The following is a 23587-nucleotide window of genomic DNA, read 5'->3' on the forward strand; positions in this document are numbered from 1 at the left end:
CGCGGGGAAGCGCGCTGCGCTTGCGGAGGACGATGCGCCCCGTAGGGGCGCGGGGAACTGCGCGGCCCGCCCCCACCGGCCGGTGGTCCGAAGACAACGCGTCTGCCCCTCTGGGGCCGGTGGTGACGTGCAGGAGCGCGACGGCTGGTCGCGCAGTTCCCCGCGCCCCTTCGGGGCACTACGGTGCCTGCCCTTCCGCAAGCGCAGCGTGCGTCGCTGATCCGTACTACCGTGAGTCGGATGCTGACCCTGGACCTGCACCCGATCTTCCGCAACAACCGCGACATCGAGCTGGCCCTGCGCGAGATCATCTTCCGGGCGGCGCGCACCGGCGTCAGCACCGTCGAGATCATCCCCGGCAAGGGGACCGGCCAGCTGAAGAAGCGCGTCCTGGCCTTCCTGGCGCAAAAGCACATCAGGAAGCTGTACGTCCGCGTCGAGACCGACGCGACCAACAGCGGCCGGGTGCTGGTGCACTTCACCTGAGACAGGTGCGGCGCCGTGCCGCCGGGAACGGCACGTCACCCGGGACCGGGCCCACGGTCGGAGGGCCCGGTCCCGGGTGCGTGTGTCCGTACCGGCGTCAGTGCTGGGGCGCGGGCACCCAGGGACCGACGCCGCCGACCCGCTCGACCTCGTAGCGCAGCACGAAGCCCGCGGAGTCGCCGGGCGCGGTGAACTCGAACTCCGGCGTCACGTACACCTTGCCGAGCCGGTGGAGCAGCTCGCGCGCGCCGCCCTCCTCCACGGTGGCGGTGGCCCGCACGATGGCGTGCTCGGCCAGGAACGCCCCCGGGGTGGGCGGCGCGGCGAAGGACAGCACGACCCGGGGGTCGCGCTCGACATTGCGCACCTTCAGGCTGCGATGGATGTGGCCGCTGACGATGGAGTCGCCGTCCAGGCCGATCCAGATGGCGGTGACCTGGGGGCTGCCGTCGGCGTTGACGGTCGACAGATGGGCCAGCGGCCCGGTCTCGATCAGCTCGCGCAGCTCGCGGGGAATGGTCGTCACGGGCACCAGCATAGGCGGCCGATGATCACCGCGCGGGCGCTAAAGGTCAGCCTCTACCGGCTGGCCACCGGCACGAGCCCCGCTGCGGCGGCCGCCTCCCGCAGCGCGTCGGCGACCGCGGGGCCGAGGGGTTCCGGGGCGGCGCCCGGCTTCCGGCCGAGGCAGGTGATCCTGCGGTGGCCCGCGACGGGTACGGGCGCGGCCGCCACACCGTCCGGCGGGGCGCCGCCGAGCGCGAGTGTGGGCACCACGGCCGCCCCGGCGCCCGCCGCCACCATGGCCAGGACGGTGGGGAACTCGCGGCAGGTGTGGGCGAGGTCGGCGGTGAAGCCGTGCTCGGCGCCCAGCCGTTCCAGCGCCCGCCCGCAGGCGGTGTCGGCGGGACCGGCGACCCAGGGCCGCCCGGCGAGGTCCCGCATCGCCGTCGGCGGCCCGGCCCGCGACCCCGAGCGCGGCCTGTGCCCCGCCCCGGCCGCGGGAGTCCCCTGGGGCGCCGCCCAGGACGCCGGGACCACCACCAGGTAGTCGTCGTCGGCCACCGGAAGCACCGACAGGCCCTGCCAGTCGGCGGGTTCCGGGCTGTCGCCGTCGTGTTCGGCGACGACCAGGTCGAGCCCGCCGGCCCGCAGGTCGCGCAGCGCCTCGGGCCCCTCCCGCTCGACCACCCGCGGGGCCAGCTCGGGGTGGGCGCGGGCCAGCGCGTCCAGCGCGGGCACCAGCAGATGGCAGATCGCCGAGGAGAACGCCGCGATCACCACCGGCCCCGACATCCGCCCGCTCAGCTCGGTCAACTCCCGGCGTGCCTCGGCCAGTTCGCGCTCGATCCGCTCGGCCCGCGCGGCGAGCAGCCGCCCAGCCGGGGTGAGCGCGACCCGGCGCCGCGAGCGGTCCACCAGCGGCTGGCCCACCTCGCGTTCGAGCTGCGCGAGCTGCTGGGAGACGGCCGAGGGCGTCAGATGCAGCAGCCGCGCCGCGTCCATCACACCGCCGCGCACGGCCACCGCGCGCAGCACCCTGAGCCGCCGGGGGTCCAGTTCCATAAGCAGAACTGTAGCGTCACTTCAGAAAACATCGATTGAAGTAAAGTGCCACTTCAGTAAGGATGGCGGTATGGCAAGCACCGAGCAGTGGCGGGTCCAGTTCGACGCCGACGTGACCTTCAGTAACGGCGGCGGACTCCAGGTCCAGGAGTTCCGCCTCGACGTCCCCGGCCCCGACCTCGACGCGAAGGAGGTCGGCGAGCTGCTGGTACGCCATCTCGGTCTGCTCATGGTCGGCGAGGTGCGGGTCAGCGGCCTGCGGGCGCTCCGCGAGCCGCACAAGGGCGGCCGCGGGGTGGACGCCGCCTCCGGCGCGGGTGACGGCGGCGGGCGTACGGACGGAACGCGCCGCGCGGTGGACCTGAGCCACCCGATCCGGCACGGCATGGTCACCTACCCGGGCCTGCCGGGCCCCGAGATCGGCGACCACCTCAGCCGCGAGCAGTCCCGCGGCCACTACGCGCCGGGCACGGAGTTCGCGATCGGCCGGATCAGCATGGTCGCCAATACCGGCACCTACGTCGACAGCCCGCACCACCGGTTCGCCGACGGGCCGGACCTGGCGGCGCTGCCGCTCGACCGGCTGACCGATCTGGACGGGCTGGTGGTCCGGGTGACCGGCGGCGCGTCCCGGGCGATCACCCGCGCGCTGCTGCTGCCGTACGCGGTCACCGGCAGGGCCGTACTGCTCCAGACCGGCTGGGACCGGCACTGGGGTACCGACGCCTACGGCAGCGGCCACCCCTATCTCACGGGCGACGCGGCCGCCTGGCTCGCCGACCAGGGCGCGGCGCTCGTCGGCATCGACTCGGTCAACATCGACGACACCGCCGACGGCACGCGCCCCGCCCACACCACCCTGCTCGCGGCCGGTGTCCCGGTGGTGGAGCACCTGCGCGACCTGGACCAACTCCCGCCGGAGGGCTTCCGCTTCCACGCCGCGCCCCCGGCGATCGAGGGCATGGGCACCTTCCCCGTACGCGCCTACGCCCTCGTCGGCGAGCGGCGCTGACCCGCCGTGTCCCTCCTCGTCGCGGCCGTCGGCTGGGCCGGTGCCGCCCTGCTGCTGGCGGCCTACGCGCTGGCCTCGGCCGGCCGACTCCCGGCGGCGGGGCCCGCCTTCCAGTCACTCAACCTCTCGGGCGCCGCCGCCCTCACGGTCAACGGCGCCTACCACCACGCCTGGCCGTCCGCCGTCCTCAACATCGTCTGGATCGTCATCGGCCTCACCGCCCTCACCATCCGCCGTACCCCGCACGTACCGTGACGCTCCGTCAATTCGCTTACCCCGGAAGGCCCGTCACCTCGGTGCGCGCCCCATCCGGCGGGGCACGCACCCGTGACAGGTGGGGCGAGCGTTGCTTGAATGTGGCAAGCGCTTACCAACCACATTCCTGGAGGGTCCGCCGTGCAGATCTCGCGTCGCGTCCTGCTGTCGATGATCCCGGCCACGACCCTGTCGGCGCTCGCGGAGCCGCTCCGGGCGCGGGCGGCCGACCGTAGCCCCGCCGCCGTCGCGGCGGCCGCGGGCGACCACGCGAGGGTGACCGCCAACACGGTGGCGATATTCGCCGGCACCGAAGCGTCCAACAGCCGCCCCGAGGCCGCCGCGAAGCTCGCCGCCATCGCCGCCACCGCGCGGACCCGGCTCGCCGCGATGGACACCGCGGGAGCCGGCGAGCTGTTCCACGGTGTCCCGCTCGGCACCAGCGACCCCAACCTGACGACGTCGTTCCAGTACCTGTACGAGACCGCGCTCGCCACCCGCGCCCCCGGCGCCGCCACCGCCGGCCTGCGCGACGACCCCGCGGTGCAGCGGCGGGTGATCGACGGCCTGGCATGGCTCTACGACCGCTACTACGGCGACGAGTCGAAGGGCTACTACGGCAACTGGTTCAACTGGGAGATCGGCATATCGACCTACGCGAGCAAGACGCTCGTCCTGCTCCAGGACGCGCTGGCGGCGTACCGGCCCGATCTCACCGCGCTCTACGTCACGGCCATGGACGGCTATCTGCGCAACGGCAAGGACGGCGACGTCGACCTCGACTCGCGGTTCCACACGGGTGCCAACCTCGCCGACATCACCACCAACCGCGTCCTCCAGGGCGCCGTGCTCGGTGACGACGCGCGGATCGGCAAGGCGGTCGCCGACCAGCTGACCGTCTTCGCCACCGTCGACCCGTACGCCCTCCGGCACGGTGTCACCGACGGTTTCTACGCCGACGGCTCCTTCCTCCAGCACGCCTCGGTCGCCTACACCGGCTCCTACGGCACCGGTCTGCTCACCCGCGTCGTGCAGACCATAAAGATCCTCGACGGCACGGGTTATCTGCCCGGCGGCGGCCTGACCGGCGTCGTCCAGGGCTGGGTGTCGGGCAGCTTCGCCCCGCTGGTCTTCGAAGGCTGGATGATGGAGATCGTGAAGGGCCGCGGGGTGTCCAGGACCGGCACCGGATACGCCGACGTCGCCGCGGTCGTCGAGGCGGTCGTCGACCTGTCCGGCTACGCGACCGGCGCGGACGCCGAAGCGCTCGCGGGATACGTGAAGTTCGTCCGGCAGACCGCCAAGGCCCCGCTCAACCCGGCCGCGTTCGTCTCCCCGGTGAGCGTCGTTCGCTACGCCGACCTGCTGGCCGACGCCTCGGTCCCGGCCCGCGACCTGCAACCCGCCGCGCACCACGCCGCGTTCAACGCCATGGACAGGACCGTCCACCGCCGCCCCGGCTACGCCTTCGCCCTGGCCCGCAGCTCCACCCGGATCAGCGGATACGAGTACATGAACGGCGAGAATCTCCAGCCGTGGTTCCAGGGCCAGGGCGCCCACTACCTCTATCTGTCCGGCGAGGACCAGACGCTGGCCTTCGGCGTCGACTACTTCACCACCGTGCCGCCGTACCGACTGGCGGGTGTCACCGCACCCGTGGAGGTCCGCCGTACGATCCCCGAGCTGTACGGCACACCCTGGTACGACAACCCGGCGCTGGGCTTCACCTCGTCGTCGACCTCCCAGAACACCTATGTGTACTTCCCGCTGGCCACCAACGTGTTCTCCGGCGGCGCCCGGCTGGACGGCTACGGCGCCGCCGGGCTGGTGCAGTCGAGCGACGCCGCCTACGCGGCCAAGCAGGCCGGGCTGCTGCCCGACGACTTCACCGCCTACCGCAACGCGGACGCGACCAAGTCGTGGTTCATGTTCGACGAGGAGGTCGTGGTGCTCGCCGCCGGAGTGGGCGACGGGGCGGGCCGGGCGGTGACCACGACGGTCGACAGCCGGATCGCCCGCCCCTCCGACACCGTCGAGCTCACCGGCGAACTGCGCGGCGGCGCCCCCTGGTCGGGGACCGGCACCGCCCCGCTGTCCTGGCTGCGCTACGCCAACTCCGGCCAGGGGGCGGCGGTCGGCTATGTCCCCCTCGACCACGGCGGACCGCTGCCGACCGTCGCGCTCGACGCCGTCACCCGCAGCCGCCGGGTGGTCCGTACCGCCAACCCCGACACCATGGTCGGCAAGCAGGTGTTCTCGCTCCGGGTGGACCAGGAGGCGGGCGCGCCGCCCGCCGCGTTCGCCTACGCGCTGCTGCCCAACGCCGCGCGGGACCGGGTGCGGTCGTACGCCCGCCGCCCGCCGGTCCGCGTACTGGCCAACTCGCCCAGGATGCAGGCCGTGCGCCACGACGGCCTGGGCATCCTCGCGGTCAACAGCTTCGCCCCCGGCGCCGGGCACACCGAACGCCTCGCCCTCGACGGCCCGGCCTCCGTGGTCCTCCAGGAAACGCGCGACGGCGAGGTGTCCCTCGCCGTCGCCGATCCGACCACCCTGCGCGACCGCGTCGTGGTCACCCTCCACGGCCCGGCAGGGCGCGTGGTCGCGGCCGACGACGGCGTCCGGGTGCGACGGGTCCCCGGCGGCACCCGGATCGAGGTCACCACCCGCCAGGCGTACGGCAGCAGCTTCCGGGTGACACTCCGGCCGGCCCGGTAGGCGGTATCCGGCCTGATCGAGCGGAACCCCTGACGCGAAAGCCGCGAACACGCGACTCGCGGCGAGGGGCGCCGTAGTGTCCGAGGAGAGACCATGATCAGCATTCGGCCGGTATCGGCGGATATCCGGCCCCTTGCCCCGGAGGACTCATATGGCCACCAGCGACACCGTTGTCGATCTCGCCGCGCTCGGACCGGACTTCGCCACCGACCCGTACCCCGTCTACGCCGAACTGCGCGCCCGCGGACCCGTCCACCGGGTGCTGATGCCCGAGGGCTACGAGGCATGGCTGGTCGTCGGGTACGAGGCCGGGCGGGCCGCGCTGAACGACGCCCGGCTCTCCAAGGCGTGGTCCAACGCCGCGCCCGACATGGGCGTGGAGTCGGTGGCCGCCGGGCGCACCATGCTCGGCACCGACCTGCCGGAACACACCCGGCTGCGCAAGCTGGTGGCACGCGAGTTCACCCCGCGGCGCGTCGAGGCGATGACGCCCCGGGTGCAGGGCTTCGCCGACGCCCTCTTCGACACGATGGCCAAGGAGCCGTCCCGGCGCGGCGACCTGGTCGAGGACCTGGCCTTCCCGCTGCCGATAACGGTCATCTGCGAGCTGCTCGGCGTGCCCTTCCTGGACCGCGCCAGGTTCCGCGGCTGGTCGAACACCGCGCTGACGGACCACTCGGCCGAGGCCCGCGCGGTGGCCCAGAAGGCCATGAACGACTTCCTCGTGGACCTGCTCGACGACAAGCGCAGGCAGCGCGGCGACGACCTGATGAGCGACCTGATCCACACCGCGGACGAGGACGGCGACCGGCTCGACGCCGAGGAACTGCTCGGCATGGCCTGGGTGCTGCTCGTGGCCGGGCACGAGACCACGGTCAACCTGATCTCCAACGGCGTGCTCGCGCTGCTCACCCACCCCGAGCAGCTCGCCGCACTGCGCGCCGACCCCGACGGCCTGCTCGACGGGGCCGTCGAGGAGATCCTGCGCTACGACGGCCCCGTGGAGACCACCACCTACCGGTTCTCCGTGGCGCCCGTGGAGCTGGGCGGCACGGTGATCCCCGGCGACGGGCGGCTGGTGCTGATCGCGCTCGCCGACGCCGACCGCGACCCGGCCCGCTTCCCCGACCCGGGCCGCTTCGACATCAGCCGGGACGCGCGCGGCCATGTCGCCTTCGGCCACGGCATCCACTACTGCCTGGGCGCGCCGCTGGCCCGGCTGGAGGGCAGGATCGCGCTGCGCGGGCTGCTCGACCGCTTCCCCGGGCTGACGCTCGACACCGATCCGGCCGAACTCACCTGGCGCGGCGGCATGCTCATGCGCGGCCCCGTGCACCTCCCGGTGCGCTGGTGACCGAACGCGACGAGGCAGGCCGCCGCTTCACCGCTCAGGCGTTGGGGTCGAAGGGGATTCCGGACGGCATGGAATGGGCGAGGGCGTAATCGAAGTCGACATCCCGGATTTTCAGTGTGGCGGCGCCGAAATCGGCGTTCATGAGCGTGTCGCGCAACCCGGGCGGATAGCCGTTCCAGCCGACGAGCCGCGGATAGAACCAGCCGCCGGTCTCGTTCTCCGGCGGTTCGTCGTTGCTGTTCGCGAAGCGGAAGTCATGGGTGGAGGCGCCGTCCTTGTGGTAGACGACTTTGGGGTGGGTCCCGTCGAAACGCACCGATGAACTGGCGGCCACCTGGTAGCCGGAGTGCTGCGACACCGCCACGTACTTGACCTGGTTGCCGTTGATCCACACCACGACGTGCTCCCAGTCGTGCCGGTGCCCGATGGCCGCGGGGCCCAGCGTCGCCTGGTCCTTCTCGAAGTAGCTGCCGTACACCACCGCGCACCAGTCGTGGTTGCACTTCTCGCGGGAGTACGTGTTGGCGTTGTCGAGCTGCGCGGCGTCGTGGCAGTGGCCGTTGACGTCGCCGCCGAGCTTCAGGCCGGGGTTGAGGGTGCCGTCGGCGCCTATCGCGGCGGTGGCGTAGCAGCCGTCACCGTCGTAGTCGTAGGCGGGGGAGAAGCTCTGCTCCAGTCCGTCCGCGTTCTGCGGCAGCCGCTGCAGGACGTCGGCACGGGCGTCGGCGGGGAAGGCCAGGAGCAGTGCCACGGCGCCGAGGGCGGCCGCCGGCGTGGAGCGGCGGGTCCTCCTCGAACGCGGCGGCCGGCCGGGGGATTCGGGGGATTTCCTCATCGATGGCAGCATGCCGCGCACGCCAACTCCTCGGTGGGTGTGGGGGGAAAGGATCCTGGGCGGGAATCCCCGCAAGGTTATGCCCCACCGGGCTGGCGGTATCCCGGTGAGGCGGCATCAAATTAGCCCGTGGGTGCGGCCCGCGCAAGGCGGGCCTTCTGTTCATTCCGCGTTCAAAGAGGCGACCAACTCGGGCCATTGTGCGGGGTGCGGGAAATACCCGAAGTGGTGACACACTGTCACCAAAGCCGCTGTGGTGGAGTGAACACTGGGGCGGGGAAACCCTGTTGGGGCCATTGACACGCGCTCGGGGTTCACGTTTCACTCACCACTTGTGTGCAGGGTTGGCAACGTTGTCATGCCGTAGACCGCAGGACGACGTCGCCTGTTTTGAGCGCAGTCACGTTCACGTCAGCGTATGAGGCACGACCCGCCTGCGGAGGCAAACCGATGGTCAGACCGCGACGTTCAGGTGCACCACTCCACTCCCGCCGATACCGTCCACGCTTGGCCGCCGTGTCCGTCCTGGGCATGGCGGCGGCGCTGCTGGCCACACCGGTCGGCGCGGCGTCCGCCGCGAGCGGCACGGACCTGGTCAAGGACCCCGCGTCCCTGGTCAACCCGCTGATCGGCACCTCCGGGGCGGTCGACACCTTCCCCGGCCCCGACATGCCGTTCGGCATGATGCAGTGGGGTCCCGACACCACGCCCAACCGCCCCTCCGGCGGCGGCTACGAGTACCAGGACAGCAAGATCTCCGGCTTCAGCCTGACCCATGTCTCGGGCCCCGGCTGCCCGGTGGCGGGCGACCTGCCGATCCTCCCGGTCACCGGCGCGCTGTCCGGGAACCTGTCGAACACCTCCTCGCAGTTCAGCCACACCGCCGAGCAGACCGGGATCGGCTACTACGGCGTCACCGACGCGGGCGGCGTCAAGACCGAGCTGACCGACACCACCCGCGCGGGACTGGGCAGGTTCACCTTCCCGGCCGGGTCGCCGGCCAATCTGCTGCTGAAGCTCAGCGGCGGCGCCACCCAGGTCGACGGCACCCGGGTGCACGTGGTCAGCGACCACGAGGTGAGCGGCGCCGTCGACAGCGGCCACTTCTGCGGCGCGGGCAACCGGTACACGCTGCACTTCGACATCAAGTTCAACCACCCCTTCACGGCCAGCGGCACCTGGGTCGGCGGCACCATCAACCCCAACGCCACCTCGCTGAAGCAGGGCCGCCCGCAGCAGGACCTGGCGTCCGTACCGGCCGCCAAGCGCGGCGGCCACCTCGCCGTCCCGGCCACCCCGGCCCCGACCCTGCACGGCGCCAAGCCCGCCGCCACCGCCGGGGGCACCGCGAAGAGCGCGGCGAGCGCACCGCCGGTCACCGGCGCCAACGGGATGTACCTGACCTTCGACACCGCCGCCGACCCGAGCGTCACCGCGGCCGTCGGCATCTCGTACACCAGCGACGCCAACGCGACCGCCAACCTCTCCACCGAGGTCAAGGGCTTCGGCTTCGACGCGATGCGGCAGGCCAACCACACGGCCTGGAACGCGGTGCTCGGCAAGGTGAAGATCGGCGGCGGCAGCCACGACCAGCAGGCGCAGTTCTACACCGCGCTCTACCACGCGCTGCTGCACCCCAACGTCTTCTCCGACGACAACGGCCAGTACATGGGCATGGACAACCAGGTCCACAAGCTCGCCAAGGGCCAGCAGGGGCAGTACGCCAACTACTCCGGCTGGGACACCTACCGCTCGCAGACCCAGCTGATGGCCACCGTCGCCCCCAAGGTGACCAGTGACATCGTCACCTCGATGCTCAACGGCTACGACCAGACCGGTCTGCTGCCCAAGTGGGCCTCGAACAACGGCGAGAGCTACGTGATGGTCGGCGACCCGGCCGCCGGGATCATCGCCGACGCGTACGCCTTCGGTGCCCGCGGCTTCGACACCGCCCACGCGCTGGACGCCATGCAGCACCAGGCCACCACCCCCAGCCAGGACCGGCCCGGCGAGTCCGTCCGCGACGCCAAGGGCTACCTCCCGCTGGACAAGACCGACTACGGCTGCTGCAACTTCTACGGCCCGGTGTCGACCCAACTGGAGTACGACAGCGCCGACTACGCCATCGCGTCCTTCGCCAAGTCGCTCGGGAACACGGCCGTGTACACCAAGTTCGCGACGCGCGCCCAGGACTGGATGAACGTCTTCAACCCGCAGACCGGCTACATGCAGGGCAAGAACAGCGACGGCCAGTTCGTCGGCGGCTTCACCCCCGGCACCTCCAACGGGTTCGTCGAGGGCACCTCCGCCCAGTACACCCCGATGGTGCCGTTCGACCTCAAGCAGCTCTCGATGGCCCGCGGCGGCACGGCGGCGTACTCCTCGTACCTCGACAGCCTGCTCAGCGACATCACCGAGCCCGGCGGCACCAACGCCGACCTGAGCAACGAGCCCAGCGTCGAGATCCCCTGGGAGTACAACTACCTCGGCCAGCCGTGGAAGACGCAGGCCGCGGTCCGGCAGGCGCAGCAGAAGCTCTACTTCAACGCCCCCGTCGGTTCCTTCGGCAACGACGACCTGGGCGCGATGAGCTCCTGGTACGTCTGGTCCGAGCTGGGCATGTACCCGGAGACACCGGGCACCGACACGCTGGTGCTGGGCAGCCCGGTCTTCCCGGTCGCCCAGGTCACCTTCGGCAACGGCAAGACGGTGAAGATCAACGCCCCGCAGGCCGCCACCGACGCGCCCTATGTCCAGGCGCTCGACGTCAAGGGCAAGAAGTGGAACAAGTCCTGGCTGACCTTCGGCCAGTTGGAGGCCGCGGGCTCGCTGGACTTCGCGCTCGCCACCGTGCCGAGCACCTCGTGGGCCACCGCGGCGTCGTCCGTCCCGCCGTCGGACACCACCAGTGGTGAGCGGGTGCTCGCCGCGACCGGGCCGACCAGCGACGGCCTGAACCTCGCGCCGGGAGGCGCGAGCCACGGCACGCTGCACCTGACCAACCTCGGCAGCAAGCCCGCCACCGTGGACTGGACGGCGACCGCGCCGTCCGGCGTCACCCTCGGCACCACGTCCGGCTCGCTGACCGTGCCCGCCGGAGGCAGCGCCGAGGCCACCATCGCCGTCACCGCCGGGACCACCGAGGGCACGTACCCGGTGACCTTCGCGCTCACCGACCACACCAGTGGCGCCTCGATCGGCGGTGCGAGCATGCGGGTGACCGTCGCCCAGCCGGGCGCCCTGTGGCCGTACGAGACCAACAAGGGCATCTACCCGGACGGTGCGACCTTCAGCGGCGGCTTCGACGACGGCGGCTGGGCGTACTCGCAGAACGCGCTGGCCACCGCGGGTGTCACCGGCGGCAGCACCGTGACCGCCGACGGCATCGACTACAAGTGGCCGATGATCGCCGCCGGTCAGCCGGACAACCTGGAGGCCGCCGGCCAGACCATCCCCGAGCCGTCCACCACGACCGGTTCGTGGCTGGGCCTGCTCGGGTCGGCCGCCAACGCCCCGACCGACGGCAGCGGCGTGCCCGGCACGCTGACCGTCACATACACCGACGGCAGCACCGCGAAGGCGCAGGTCACCTTCTCGGACTGGACGCTCAACGGCGGTGGCAGCAAGCCGGTCGCCGGGGATACCACGGCCGTCACCACCACCTACCGCGACACCGCGAGCGGCGGCCGGGACACGGTGAAGGCGTATGTCTTCTCCACCCGGGTGCCGATCGACCCGACGAAGACGGTCGCCTCGGTCACCCTCCCGGTGACCAGTGCCTCGGGTACCGTGCACGTCTTCGCGATCGGGTTCGGCAAGTGAGGCGCTGAGAAAAACGCCTGACGGATGATCAGGAGCCGGTCCTGCCCGCCGCGACGGTGGGGAGGACCGGCTCCCGCGGTGTGCTCAGCGGAACTGGGTGTCGTGGCCGACCCGGTGGTCGCCCGCGTCGAACTCGTCGACGGAGGCGATGCTCCGGTCGGCCGGGATCGCCACCGCCCATGCGCGGTAGACGGTGCCCGGCACGGCGACGGTGGACGCGGTCAGCCGCTCGCCGTCGGACAGCGTGACCGTGGCGTGGGTGACCGCGGCCTCCGGGTTGCCCACGACCAGCCGTGAACCGACGGCCCCCTTGTCGTGCAGTCCCCACAGCCCGGTCTCGCCGCCCACCGACGGGTCGTGCGTGCCGTTCACCAGCTGGCAGTCCGACCAGGGACCGCCGTTGTGGTCGACACGGACACCGTCGATGACCATCCGCTGGCACAGCAGCGAGGTGCGGTTCGGCGGCTGCGCCATCCCGGGCGGCGGCGATCCGGCGCTGAAGCCCGCGGGCAGCGTCGGGTGGAACTCCAGGGTCACCGACCACGGCGTGCCGTCGACCGTGCCGTGCCCCACCACCGCCTTCACCAGAGCGCGGCCCGGGGTGTCGCGGTCGGACGCGTCGGTGTGCGACGGGTGCGCCACCGGACGGCCGGGCCGGTCCGCCGGGCGCACACCGCCGTGCCCGGTCAGTGGCAGCGCGGTCAGCCCCGCGGCCAGCACGGCGGCGGCGGACGCCACCACCGCGGCCCGGCGGCGCCGGGCGCGGTGGGCGCGCCCGGCCGCGAGGATGCGGCCGACGGGCGCGGGGGAGGGAGTGTGCGCGTCCACCGTACGGGCGAGGGCGGCGCGCAGCCGCTCGCCCTGGTCCTGCTCTGGTGTCATCGCGGGTCTCCTAGCCTGCTGGCCAGCGGGTGTTCGGCGAGGGCGGGATGGGTGCGCAGCTTGGCCAGCGCGCGGGACGCCTGGCTCTTGACCGTGCCGACGCTGCAGCCCAGCGTCTGCGCGACCTCCTCCGCCGACAGGTCCTCCCAGTAGCGCAGCACCACCACCGCGCGCTGCCGCTCCGGGAGATCGCCGAGGGCGTCCATCAGCGCGTCGGAGTCGTCCGCCGTCCGGAAGCCCCCGTCGTCGGTGACGGCGGGGGACTCCGGCAGGACGGCCAGCAGCAGATGGGTGATCCTGCGTTTGCGGTACCTGCTGCGGTTGTTGTTCACCAGGGCGCGCCGCACATAGTGCTCCGCGGTCTCCGGCCGCACCCGCCGCCAGTGGACGTAGACCCGGGACAGCGTCGTCTGCACCAGGTCCTCCGCCTCATGGAAGTCGCCGGTGAGCAGATACGCGGTGTGGGTCAGCGCACGCCACCTGGCGGCGACGAACCGGGTGAAGTCGCTGTCCGGTCCGTCGACCGCCTCGCGGTCGTGAGGGTGCTGCACGAAGGGTGGATCCCGTCCTTCTCGGTCGTACTCGGTTCAGCGTGGTGGTGCCGGGTGCCGCGCTGCGGTCAGCGCCACTCGGTCTGGTGGCTGACCCGGTGGTGGTGCGCGTCGAACTCGTCGACGGAGGCGATCGTCCGGTTGTCGGGGATCGCCACCGCCCACGCACGGTAGCTCGTGTGCGGGACGGCGACCACGTGCGCGGTCAGCCGCTCGCCGTCGGTGAGCGTCACCACACCGTACGAGACGTTGGCCTCGGGGTTGCTGACGAACAGCCGGGAGCCGGTGGTTCCCTTGTCGTGCAGCCCCCACAGCCCGGCCTCGCCGCTGCCGGACGGGTCGTGCGTGCCGTCGACCGGCTGGCAGTCGGCCCACGGGCCGCCCTGGTGGTCGATGCGGATCCCGCCGATGACCATCCGCTGGCACAGCAGGGAGGTGCGGGCGGGCTGCTTCGGCATGCCGGGCGGCAGCGTTCCGACCTTGAAGCCCTTGGGCAGCGTGGCGTGGAACTCCAGCGTCACCGACCAGGGCGTGCCGTCCACCGTGCCGTGCCCGATGAGCTGCGACACCACCGCGGGCGCGGTGGCCCTCACGGCCGCCTTTCCGAGGTGGTCGGCGACATGGGGGGCGGGGGCGCCCGCCGGCCGGCCCGGCGCCGCCGCCGGTGCGGTGGCGGGGTGCGAGGCCCCCGAGGTGGACGCGAACGCCGAGGCGCCGAACGAGATCCCGCCGATCGCGGCGACGGCTGCGCCGGTCACCACGATCTTCCTGACGCGGTTGCGAACCACGGACACTTCTCCTTCACGACACTCCGCCTGACGCTTCATCAGGCGGTGGAGCCGGTCGGCACGCCGGGCCCGCCGCGCCGACCACCGCCGGCCGCCCCCCGTGGAGCGGCCGCCGAATGGACATCCGTCCGTAGGTACTCCGGTGGGCCGTCCGGGGGTTGCACGCGACGCCGATCAATATCGCCCGCCGTTCGATGCAACCGATCGGGGCCGCACGGACTATCTAGGAGTGGGCGCCTGTCACAGACGCCGCAGAAGTACCGCAAGAGAACTGGAGTTTCCGTGTCTGTTCTTCGAACACGCCCCGCCCGTCGCGCACTCGCCGCGACCGTGGCCCTGGGCGCGCTCGGATCGGTCGTCCTCACCGCGGGCGCGGCGAGCGCCGCCCCCGGCTCTTCGGGACCGGCCATGGCCCGGTCGGTCACCGCGCTGGCCGTCCCGGCCCCTGGAACATCCGGCCCGGCGCCCGACCTTCAGGGCCTGAAGACGGCGCTGCAGGGTGTCGTCACCGCGGGCTCGCCCGGCGCCTTCGCCCGGGTGAGCACCGCAGGCAGTGCCGACCGCGGTGTGAGCGTCGGCACCGGCGACCTGTCGGCCAAGACCCCCGTCGACCCCGACGGACAGTTCCGGGTCGGCAGCATCACCAAGAACTTCACCGCCGTCCTCGTGCTGCAGCTCGTCGCGCAGGGCAAGGTGAACCTCGACGCCCCGGCGGCCGGCTACCTCGCCCCGGGCGTCCTGCCGGCGAACTCGGCCATCACGGTGCGCGAACTGCTCAACCACACCAGCGGCCTGTACGACTACACCAACGACATCCTGGCCGGTGACACCATCCCCGGCTACCAGAACTTCCGCTACAAGGTCTACAAGCCCGAGGACCTGGTCGCCCAGGCCCTCGCGCACGGCTCGCAGTTCACCCCCGGCGCGCGCTACCAGTACTCCAACACCAACTTCGTGGTGCTGGGCCTGCTGGTCGAGCACCTCACCGGGCAGCCGTACGCGAAGGTGCTCGGCGACCGCATCCTCACCCCGCTCGGGCTGACCCACACCCGCTTCATCGTGCCCAGCACCGGCATCGGCGGCCCGCACGCCATCGGGTACCTCACCGACGACGACCGCACCAAGCCGATGCTGGACGCGACGGCGCAGACCGGCTCCTGGATCTGGACCGCGGGCGCGGCCATCTCCAGCACCGCCGATCTCAACACGTACTGGCGCGCGCTGACCGGCGGCCGTCTGCTGCCCGCGGCGCAGCTCGCCGAGATGGAGAAGATGTCGCCGGTGGACACCACTTCCGGCTACGGGCTCGGCCTGCGCGAGTACAAGCTGTCCTGCGGTACCGAGGTCTACGGCCACGACGGCATCGTCGAGGGCTACCAGACGTACTCGTACACCACCAAGGACGGCCGCCGGCAGCTCACGGTGTCGGCCAACGCCTCCAACAACACCGCCATCTTCGCCGCCGAGCGCAAGGCCCTCGACCCGGTCTTCTGCGGCGCCCCCGCCCCCGCGGCGTCCGCCTCCGCCTTCACCGCGGACGCCACCCGCATCGCCCACGAGGAGACCACCGGCCTCCCGGCCCGGTCCCTCCAGCGCTGAACCCCCGCTCTCCCAGGGCCCGCCCCGCGACCTCGCGGGGCGGGCCCCGGCCTTGTGGGCGCCCGATTTCGCGGTACCGGCTCGCCCCCGGTGCGGGGCCAGGCGCAGGGCGGGGCGCCGCGTCAACCTCGCGCCCGGCGCGAAGACGTTCGCGTTGCGGCATTGACGCTGCGGCGAGTTCGGGTCAAGATTCCTGACGTCCCGTTGGCGTGTCCCGTACTCCCGGTTTTCTGGGCGTGAGGTGTGCGTGGCGCTCTGACAACGTTGTCAAAGGGGTGAAGGGCTGACATGGTTCACACGATGCAGCGGCTGCGGACGGCGGCCGTCGCGGCCGTCACCGCGTTGCTCGCGGTCGCGGCGACCGGGGCGGGGGCCGGGTCGGCGCACGCGGCGGGCAGTGCGGGGGGCGATCTGACGCACCTGGTCAACTCGTTCATCGGCACGCAGAACGACGGCAACACCTACCCGGGCGCCGCGGTGCCCTTCGGGATGGTGCAGCTCTCGCCGGACACCGGGCACAACACCGGGTACGACTACGACCAGGACCACATCCGCGGGTTCAGCGCGGTGCACCTGTCGGGCGTGGGCTGCGGGCTCGGCGGCGACCTCCCGGTGCTGCCGACGACCGGCGCGGTGAGCGCCACCGACGACGCGCGCTACGCGGCGCAGTTCAGCCACGCGGACGAGACCGCGTCACCGGGGTACTACAAGGTGACCCTGGGCACCGGAATCACCGCGGAGCTGAGCGCCACCGACAGGACCGGCTGGCAGCGCTACACCTTCCCGGCCACCGACCAGGCCAACGTGCTGCTCAACTCCGGCCAGGCGCTGCACCAGGTGACCTCCAGCACGGTCCGGGTGCTGGACGACCGTACGGTGGTCACCGCCATCACGGGCCGCGGTTTCTGCCAGGACACGAAGCCGTACACCGTGTACACCGCGACCCGGTTCGACCGCCCGTTCCTGTCGTACGGCACCTGGAGCGGGAACACCGTGACGGCGGGCAGCCGCACCTCCACCTCCACCGGGCTCGGCGGCGCCTTCGTACGCTTCGACACCACGACGGACCGCGCGGTCACCGCGGTGACGGCGCTGTCCTGGGTGGACGCGGACGGCGCGGCGAAGAACCTGGCCGCCGAGGGCGGCGGCACCTTCGACGCGACCGCGGCCGCCGCCCGCCAGGCATGGCAGGACCGGCTCGGCGAGATCCGGGTGACCGGCGGCAGCCAGGAGCAGCAGCGCACCTTCTACTCCTCGCTCTACCGCTCCTTCCTCGCGCCCAACATCGGCAGCGACGTCGACGGCCGCTACACCGGCTGGGACGACAAGACGCACTCGGCGGGCGGCTCGACGTACTACCAGAACTGGTCGCTGTGGGACACCTACCGCACCCAGCAGCAACTGCTGTCGCTGCTCGCGCCCGCCGAGTCACGGGACATGGCGCTGTCCCTGCTGCGGGTGGCCCAGCAGAGCGGGCAGCTGCCGCGCTGGGGGTACGCCACCGCCGAGACGAACATCATGACCGGTGACCCGGTGACCCCGTTCCTGGTCGACGCCTACCGGCAGGGCCTGCTCAAGGGCCATGAGGAGGAGGCGTACCAGGCGCTGCGCAAGCACGTGGACACCGTCCCGCCGCCCTCCTCGCCGTCCGCGGTACGGCAGGCCGACGCGGAGTACCTGGCCGGCGGCTTCGTCCCGTACGACCCGGGCCGGGCGCAGGACAAGCCCGGTGACGACGACTTCCAGCACGGCCCGTCCGCGACGCTGGAGTACGCGCTCGCCGACGCCGCCGTGGGCGGCATGGCCCGCGACCTCGGCCATCTCGCCGACGCCCGGCGCTATCTGGCCCGCGGCCAGAACTACCGCAACCTCCTCGACCCCAGGACCGGCTTCTTCCGGGCCCGCACCACCGACGGCGCCTTCACCGGCCCCGCCGACCCGGCCGCCAGCGTCGGCTTCCACGAGGGCACCTCGTGGCAGTACATGTGGCTGGTGCCGCAGGACGTGCCGGGCCTGGTCGGCCTCATCGGCGGCAACGCCACCGCCAACGCCCGCCTCGACTCGTTCTTCGCCTACGACAAGCTGCTGGCCGACCCGGCGGGCACGGCCCGCAATGTGTGGGTCAACGGGCCGTACTCCTACTACAACCAGGACAAGTACAACCCGCAGAACGAGCCCGACCTGAGCGCCCCGTACACCTATCTGTCCACCGGCCAGCCGTGGAAGACCACCGACGTGGTGCACGCGGCGCTGACGCTGTTCACCGACGCGCCCAACGGCGTCACGGGCAACGACGACCTCGGCACCATGTCGTCGTGGCAGGTGCTCTCGGCGATCGGCATCTACCCGACGACACCGGGCACCGACCTGTGGGGCCTGTCGACGCCGATCTTCGACCGCGTCGACCTCACGCTGGACAGGCACTACTACCCGCGCGGCCGGATGACCATCACCGCGCCGGGCACCACCGCCACCGACCGCTACATCCAGTCGGCGCGGCTCGGCGGCCGGACGCTGGACAACACCTACCTGACCACGAGGGACATCAAGGCGGGCAAGGACCTCGCCCTGACCGTCGGCGCGTCGCCGTCCACCTGGGGCACGGCCGCGTCCGCCGCCCCGCCCGCGCTCGACACCGTGCCCGACCGCCAACGGCGTACGGCGGCGGGGGTGTCCCCGGCGGCGCCCGGGCTGCTCACCGGCGGCCAGGGGACCGACCTCACCGTCTCCGCCGTGCTCACCGGTCCCGGCCGGGTCACCGGCACGGTCACCGTCACCGCGCCCAAGGCGCTCACCGCCGACCCGGCGCGGAGCACCTTCCGGCTGGACTCGGGGACGCTGCCCGCCACACGGGACGTGGCCGTCCGGCTCACCGCCGCGGCGGGCACCCCCGACGGCACCTACCCGGTGACCGTCACGATGGCACAGCCCGGCGGACCCACGGTGACCAGGACCGTACCGGTCTCGGTGACCACCGCGAACTGCCAGGCGGGCAGCGGCTTCTGCCCGCAGGACCTGGCGGCGCTCTACGACGTGGACGGCGTGGGCACGGCGGGCTCGAGCGGGGGAGGGGACTTCGACGGCACCGGCACCAGCTTCCCCGCCGAGCAGCTCCCCACCCCCGGCACCGGTGTGCTCGCCGGGCGCGCCTATGCCTTCCCCGACACGACCGGCAGTGCGCCCAACTTCGTCAGCGCCCACGGGCAGACCGTGCCGCTGGCGCCGCGCGCCTACTCCGCGCTCGACCTGCTGCTCAGCGCCCACCACGGCGATGTGACCGGCACCGCCACCGTGCATTACGCGGACGGGAGTTCGGCGCCGGTGACGCTGACCGCGACCGACTGGGCGGCCTCGGCCCCCCGGCTCGGCGAGGACCAGGCGCTGCACGCCGACAGCCGCTACGACCGGCAGGGCGCACCGGACGGCGTCGGCGTGAACATCTGGCATCTGACACTCCCGCTGGACGCCTCCAGGACCGCGGTCTCGCTCACCTTGCCCGACGACTCCCGCATGGCGCTGTACGCGATCAGCGGACGCAACGCCTGACGGCCGCCGCGTGGACAACTGACCGCCCGTACCGCCCGTACCGCCCGCCCGCCGGGCGGTACGGGCCCCCGACTCCCCCCGCACCGAAGCGCTGCGCCAGCAGCACCCGCACCACCGCACCACCCCGGAGCCGCACCCAGAAAGGCAGCACCACATGAGACACGGCCCAGTCCGCCGCACCCTCACCAGATCACTGTTCGCGGGGGCGGTCTCGCTGGCCCTCACCGTTCCCGTCTCGGCCGTCGCGCACGCCGACGCCGCGGGAGCGGGCGGCGGCGCCCCCGCCTTCAGCACCTCCTTCGAAACGGACCAGGCACAGCCCGCCGCCGACACCGCGGAGACCCGCGGGGGCGCCCCGTGGGTGTCGGGAGTGACCGCCGGCACCCTGCCGGTGCTGCCCGGCAGCATCAAGGACAAGATCACCGCGGTCACCGCCAACTCCGACAACCCGCCCAACGAGACGGCGCCCAAGGCCGCCGACGAGGACCCCAACACCAAGTGGCTGACCTTCAACTCCACCGGCTGGCTCCAGTACCAGCTCAGCGCTGACGTCACGGTCAAGAAGTACGCGCTGACCTCGGCCAACGACTCCCCGGGCCGCGACCCGAAGGACTTCCAACTCCAGGGCTCCGAGAACGGTTCCGACTGGACCACCGTGGACAGCCGCAGCGGCCAGGACTTCCCCGGCCGCTTCAAGTCCCGTGTGTACGACGTCGCGACGCCCGGCGCGTACCGCTACTACCGGCTCAACGTGAGCCTCAACCACGGCGACCCGATCGTGCAGCTCGCCGACCTGATCCTCTCCGACGGCTCCCCGGCGCCCACCCCCGTCGCCGGGATGACCACGGAGGTCGGCAACGGCCCCTCCTCGGGCCCCAATGTCACGCCGAACACCGGCTTCACCGGCCACAAGGCCCTTCAGTACGCGGGCACCCACACCCGCAGCGGCGCGGTGCACGCGTACAACAAGCTGTACGACGTCCACATCAAGGTGCGCCCCGACACCCGGCTGTCGTACGACATCTTCCCCGAGCTGACCGGCGGCGACCTCGCCTACCCGAGCACCTACGCCTCGGTCGACCTGCACTTCACCGACGGCACTTACCTCAGTGAACTGCGGCACCCGGCGCAGGACCAGAACGGCGTGGACCTGTCCCCGCGGGGCCAGGGCGACGGCAAGATCCTCTACGCCTCGCAGTGGAACCAGGTCACCGCGGACCTCGGCAAGGTCGCGGCGGGCAAGACCGTGGACCGGATACTGCTCGGCTACGACGACCCCAAGGGCCAGTCCGCGGACGGCGGTTCGACCCAGTTCAAGGGCTGGCTCGACGACCTCGCGATAGGCGCGGCCCCGCGCCGCGACAGCGCGGCGACCTTCGTGGACCACGTCGACACCCGCCGGGGCACCAACTCCTCCGGCTCCTTCTCCCGCGGCAACAACCTGCCGCTGACGGCCGTCCCGAACGGCTTCAACTTCTACACCCCGGTCACCGACGCGGGCTCCGACAGCTGGGAGTACAGCTACGCGGCCCAGAACAACGCCGACAACCTGCCCACCCTGCAGGCCCTCGGCATCAGCCACGAGCCCAGCCCGTGGATGGGTGACCGCGACCTCTTCCAGGTCATGCCGTCCGCCGCGGCCGGCGCCCCCGACCTCAACCGCCAGAAGCGCGCGCTGCCGTTCACGCACGCCGACGAGACGGCGAGGCCGGACTACTACGGCGTCACCTTCACCAACGGGATCAAGGCGGAGATCGCGCCCACCGACCACGCGGCGGAGTTCCGCTTCACCTTCACCGGTGACACCGGCGACCTGCTCTTCGACAACATCGACAACAACGGCGGCCTGACCTTCGACGCCGCCAACGGCACCCTCGACGGCTGGTCCGAGCACCGCAGCGGACTGTCCACCGGCGCCAGCCGGATGTTCGTGCACGCCGAGTTCGACCGGGCGCCGGCCACCGCCACCAAGACCACGGGCCAGGGCCGCGACAACGTCACCGGCTACGCGCAGTTCGACACCTCGGGCAGCAAGGTCGTGACGATGCGCATCGCCACCTCCTTCATCAGCGCCGCCCAGGCAAAGAAGAACCTCGACCTGGAGATCCCGGCCGGAACGTCCTTCGCCTCCGTGCAGAAGCAGGCCGCGCGGGCGTGGAACGCCAAGCTCGGCAAGGTCGAGGTGCAGGGCGCGAGCGACGACCAGCTCACCACGCTCTACTCCGACCTGTACCGGATGAACCTGTACCCCAACTCGGGTTCGGAGAACACCGGCACCGCCGCGCAGCCCGTCTACCGGTACGCCAGCCCGTTCTCCAAGCAGGGCCCCAGCTCGCCCACCGAGACCGGCGCCCAGGTGGTCGACGGCAAGGTGTACGTCAACAACGGCTTCTGGGACAGCTACCGCACCGAGTGGCCCGCGTACTCCCTGCTGGAGTCGAAGACCGCGGGGCAGCTCGCCGACGGCTTCGTCCAGCAGTACAAGGACGGCGGCTGGACCGCCCGCTGGTCCTCGCCGGGCTACGCCGACCTGATGACCGGCACCAGCTCCGACGTGGCCTTCGCCGACGCCTTCGCCAAGGGCGTCACCGACTTCGACGCCAAGGCGGCGTACGACGCGGCGGTGAAGAACGCCACCGTGGTGCCCACCAGTTCCGGCGTCGGCCGCAAGGGCCTGGACACCTCGGTGTTCAACGGCTACACCAGCACCTCGGTGGACGGCAGCGTCTCCTGGTCGCTGGACGGCTACATCAACGACTACGGCATCGGCACCATGGCGGCCAAGCTCGCCAAGGACCCGAAGACCGCCAAGGCCGACCGCGGGCGCTACCAGGAGGAGTCCGACTACTTCCTCGGCCGCGCGCGGAACTACACCACGCTCTTCAACCAGAACGTGGGCTTCTTCGAGGGCCGCAAGGCCGACGGCTCCTGGCGGGTCCCGGACGCCCAGTACGACCCCCAGCAGTGGGGCAACGAGTACACCGAGACCAACGCCTGGAACTACGCGTTCACCGTGCCGCAGGACCCGGCCGGGCTCGCCGCGATCTACGGCGGGCAGCAGAGCCTGGAGAAGAAGCTCGACACCTTCTTCGCCACCCAGGAGACCGCCGACGGCGACGCGGGCGGCTACGGCGGCACCATCCACGAGATGCTGGAGGCCCGTGACATCCGGATGGGCGAGCTGGGGCTGAGCAACCAGCCGTCCTTCGGCATCCCCTACATGTACGACTACGCCGGAGCCCCCGCCAAGACGCAGGCGGCCGTCCGCGAGATCGAGCGGCGGCTGTTCACCGGCAGCGCGATCGGCCAGGGCTACCCGGGCGACGAGGACAACGGTGCCACGTCCACCTGGCAGATCTTCAGCGCGCTCGGCTTCTACCCGCTGCAGACCGGCAGTGACACCTATGTGATCGGCTCCCCGCTGTTCACCCGGGCCACCATCCACCTCGACAACGGCCGCAGCATCGTGGTCAACGCCCGGAACAACAGCCGGAGCAACGTCTACGTGCAGTCGCTGAAGGTCGACGGCAAGCCGTGGAACAAGGTCTATCTGACGCAGAACCAGCTCGCCTCCGGCGCCGTACTGGACTTCACCATGGGGGCCGAGCCCTCGGCGTGGGGCACCGGCAGCCACGCCCTGCCCCCGTCGCTGACCCCGGCGGGCCAGGCGCCCAAGCCGCTCGCGGACACCACGGGTCCGGGCCTGGGCACGGCGACGTCCGCCGACGGCACCGACGCGGCGCCGCTGTTCGACAACACCTCGGCGACCCGGGTCACCTTCCCGACCGCGACCCCGGTGATCGGCTACGGCTACACCGGCAGCGGCGACCAGGCCAGGCACCAGGCGGCCTTCTACACCCTGACGTCGTCCACCACGGCGGCGCAGGACCCGAAGAGCTGGCAGCTGCAGGGCAGCACCGACGGCAGCCACTGGACGACCCTGGACACCAGGAGCGGTGAGGTCTTCGCCAACCGGCTGCAGACCCGTCCCTTCGAGATCGCCCACCCCGGCGCGTACTCCTCCTACCGGCTGGTGGTGACCGCCAACGGCGGTGACGCCTCGACGTCGCTGGCGGAGGTGGAGCTGCTGTCCCAGCACTAGCCGCACGGTGAGATGACGGGTGGGGCGGGGTGCCGGTCTCGGCGCCCCGCCCCACCCCTGTGTGCCGCGTA

General features: G+C 71.9%; 14 protein-coding genes and 1 pseudogene. 9 read left to right on the forward strand and 6 right to left on the reverse strand.

Features of this window, described 5'->3' with window-relative positions:
• Positions 1-240 precede the first annotated feature (240 nt).
• Entirely contained in the window at positions 241-486 is a 246-nt protein-coding gene (locus AB0M29_RS26905) for a Smr/MutS family protein (protein ID WP_365386979.1), read from the forward strand.
• A gap of 97 nt (positions 487-583) precedes the next feature.
• Here AB0M29_RS26905 and AB0M29_RS26910 read toward each other — a convergent pair whose 3' ends face one another.
• Positions 584-1012 (reverse strand): PPOX class F420-dependent oxidoreductase, encoded by a 429-nt coding sequence (locus AB0M29_RS26910; protein ID WP_365386981.1) that lies wholly within the window; start codon positions 1010-1012, stop codon positions 584-586.
• Between the two features lie 53 nt (positions 1013-1065).
• Positions 1066-2052: a LysR family transcriptional regulator gene (locus tag AB0M29_RS26915; RefSeq protein ID WP_365386983.1), complete on the reverse strand. Its 987-nt coding sequence runs from the start codon at positions 2050-2052 to the stop codon at positions 1066-1068.
• Between the two features lie 70 nt (positions 2053-2122).
• Here AB0M29_RS26915 and AB0M29_RS26920 point away from each other — a divergent pair, with 70 nt between their 5' ends.
• From AB0M29_RS26920 to AB0M29_RS26935, 4 genes are all read left to right on the forward strand, one after another.
• Complete coding sequence (locus AB0M29_RS26920; RefSeq protein ID WP_365386985.1) at positions 2123-3064, forward strand: cyclase family protein; 942 nt, start codon at positions 2123-2125, stop codon at positions 3062-3064.
• A gap of 6 nt (positions 3065-3070) precedes the next feature.
• Positions 3071-3319 carry a hypothetical protein gene (locus AB0M29_RS26925; protein ID WP_365386987.1) on the forward strand — a complete coding sequence of 83 codons (249 nt, stop codon included), beginning with the start codon at positions 3071-3073 and terminating at the stop codon, positions 3317-3319.
• 141 nt (positions 3320-3460) lie between these two features.
• Positions 3461-6037, forward strand: a complete 2577-nt coding sequence (locus AB0M29_RS26930) for a polysaccharide lyase family 8 super-sandwich domain-containing protein (RefSeq protein WP_365386989.1) — start codon at positions 3461-3463, stop codon at positions 6035-6037.
• 151 nt (positions 6038-6188) lie between these two features.
• On the forward strand, positions 6189-7391 hold the full coding sequence (locus AB0M29_RS26935; protein ID WP_365386991.1) for a cytochrome P450: 1203 nt from the start codon (positions 6189-6191) through the stop codon (positions 7389-7391).
• Between the two features lie 34 nt (positions 7392-7425).
• Here the strand turns inward: AB0M29_RS26935 and AB0M29_RS26940 are convergent, their stop codons facing one another.
• Entirely contained in the window at positions 7426-8226 is an 801-nt protein-coding gene (locus tag AB0M29_RS26940; protein ID WP_365386994.1) for an NPP1 family protein, read from the reverse strand.
• Positions 8227-8742: 516 nt separating this feature from the next.
• Between AB0M29_RS26940 and AB0M29_RS26945 the strand changes: the two genes are divergently transcribed.
• Positions 8743-12048, forward strand: coding sequence for a lectin (locus AB0M29_RS26945; RefSeq protein ID WP_365387154.1), 3306 nt, complete (start codon positions 8743-8745; stop codon positions 12046-12048).
• Positions 12049-12132: 84 nt separating this feature from the next.
• On the opposite strand, the gene AB0M29_RS26950 is transcribed toward AB0M29_RS26945, so the two are convergent.
• From AB0M29_RS26950 to AB0M29_RS26960, 3 genes are all read right to left on the reverse strand, one after another.
• Positions 12133-12930: a hypothetical protein gene (locus tag AB0M29_RS26950; RefSeq protein WP_365386997.1), complete on the reverse strand. Its 798-nt coding sequence runs from the start codon at positions 12928-12930 to the stop codon at positions 12133-12135.
• Positions 12927-13481: a SigE family RNA polymerase sigma factor gene (locus AB0M29_RS26955; RefSeq protein ID WP_365387000.1), complete on the reverse strand. Its 555-nt coding sequence runs from the start codon at positions 13479-13481 to the stop codon at positions 12927-12929. The genes AB0M29_RS26950 and AB0M29_RS26955 overlap by 4 nt, the downstream gene beginning before the upstream one ends.
• Before the next feature lie 68 nt (positions 13482-13549).
• The gene (locus AB0M29_RS26960; RefSeq protein WP_365387003.1) at positions 13550-14269 is read right to left on the reverse strand and encodes a hypothetical protein; all 720 of its coding nucleotides are present in this window, start codon (positions 14267-14269) and stop codon (positions 13550-13552) included.
• A gap of 282 nt (positions 14270-14551) precedes the next feature.
• Between AB0M29_RS26960 and AB0M29_RS26965 the strand changes: the two genes are divergently transcribed.
• The 3 genes and pseudogenes from AB0M29_RS26965 to AB0M29_RS26975 all read left to right on the forward strand — a co-directional run bounded on the left by AB0M29_RS26965 (position 14552) and on the right by AB0M29_RS26975 (position 23516).
• Positions 14552-15868, forward strand: coding sequence for a serine hydrolase domain-containing protein (locus AB0M29_RS26965; RefSeq protein ID WP_365387005.1), 1317 nt, complete (start codon positions 14552-14554; stop codon positions 15866-15868).
• 300 nt (positions 15869-16168) lie between these two features.
• Positions 16169-18499: pseudogene (locus AB0M29_RS26970) on the forward strand (GH92 family glycosyl hydrolase); the annotation flags it as partial.
• Between the two features lie 1069 nt (positions 18500-19568).
• Entirely contained in the window at positions 19569-23516 is a 3948-nt protein-coding gene (locus AB0M29_RS26975; RefSeq protein ID WP_365387007.1) for a GH92 family glycosyl hydrolase, read from the forward strand.
• Positions 23517-23587: the final 71 nt, after the last annotated feature.

It is taken from the genome of Streptomyces sp. NPDC051976 (assembly GCF_040680795.1).
Lineage (GTDB): Bacteria > Actinomycetota > Actinomycetes > Streptomycetales > Streptomycetaceae > Actinacidiphila.

Excerpts from the sequence above, each read along its gene's own strand:
- AB0M29_RS26975 (WP_365387007.1), top strand. The coding sequence starts at position 19,569 with ATGAGACACGGCCCAGTCCGCCGCACCCTCACCAGATCACTGTTCGCG.
- AB0M29_RS26950 (WP_365386997.1), bottom strand. The coding sequence starts at position 12,930 with ATGACACCAGAGCAGGACCAGGGCGAGCGGCTGCGCGCCGCCCTCGCC.
- AB0M29_RS26920 (WP_365386985.1), top strand. The coding sequence starts at position 2,123 with ATGGCAAGCACCGAGCAGTGGCGGGTCCAGTTCGACGCCGACGTGACC.
- AB0M29_RS26905 (WP_365386979.1), top strand. The coding sequence starts at position 241 with ATGCTGACCCTGGACCTGCACCCGATCTTCCGCAACAACCGCGACATC.
- AB0M29_RS26935 (WP_365386991.1), top strand. The coding sequence starts at position 6,189 with ATGGCCACCAGCGACACCGTTGTCGATCTCGCCGCGCTCGGACCGGAC.
- AB0M29_RS26940 (WP_365386994.1), bottom strand. The coding sequence starts at position 8,226 with ATGAGGAAATCCCCCGAATCCCCCGGCCGGCCGCCGCGTTCGAGGAGG.
- AB0M29_RS26915 (WP_365386983.1), bottom strand. The coding sequence starts at position 2,052 with ATGGAACTGGACCCCCGGCGGCTCAGGGTGCTGCGCGCGGTGGCCGTG.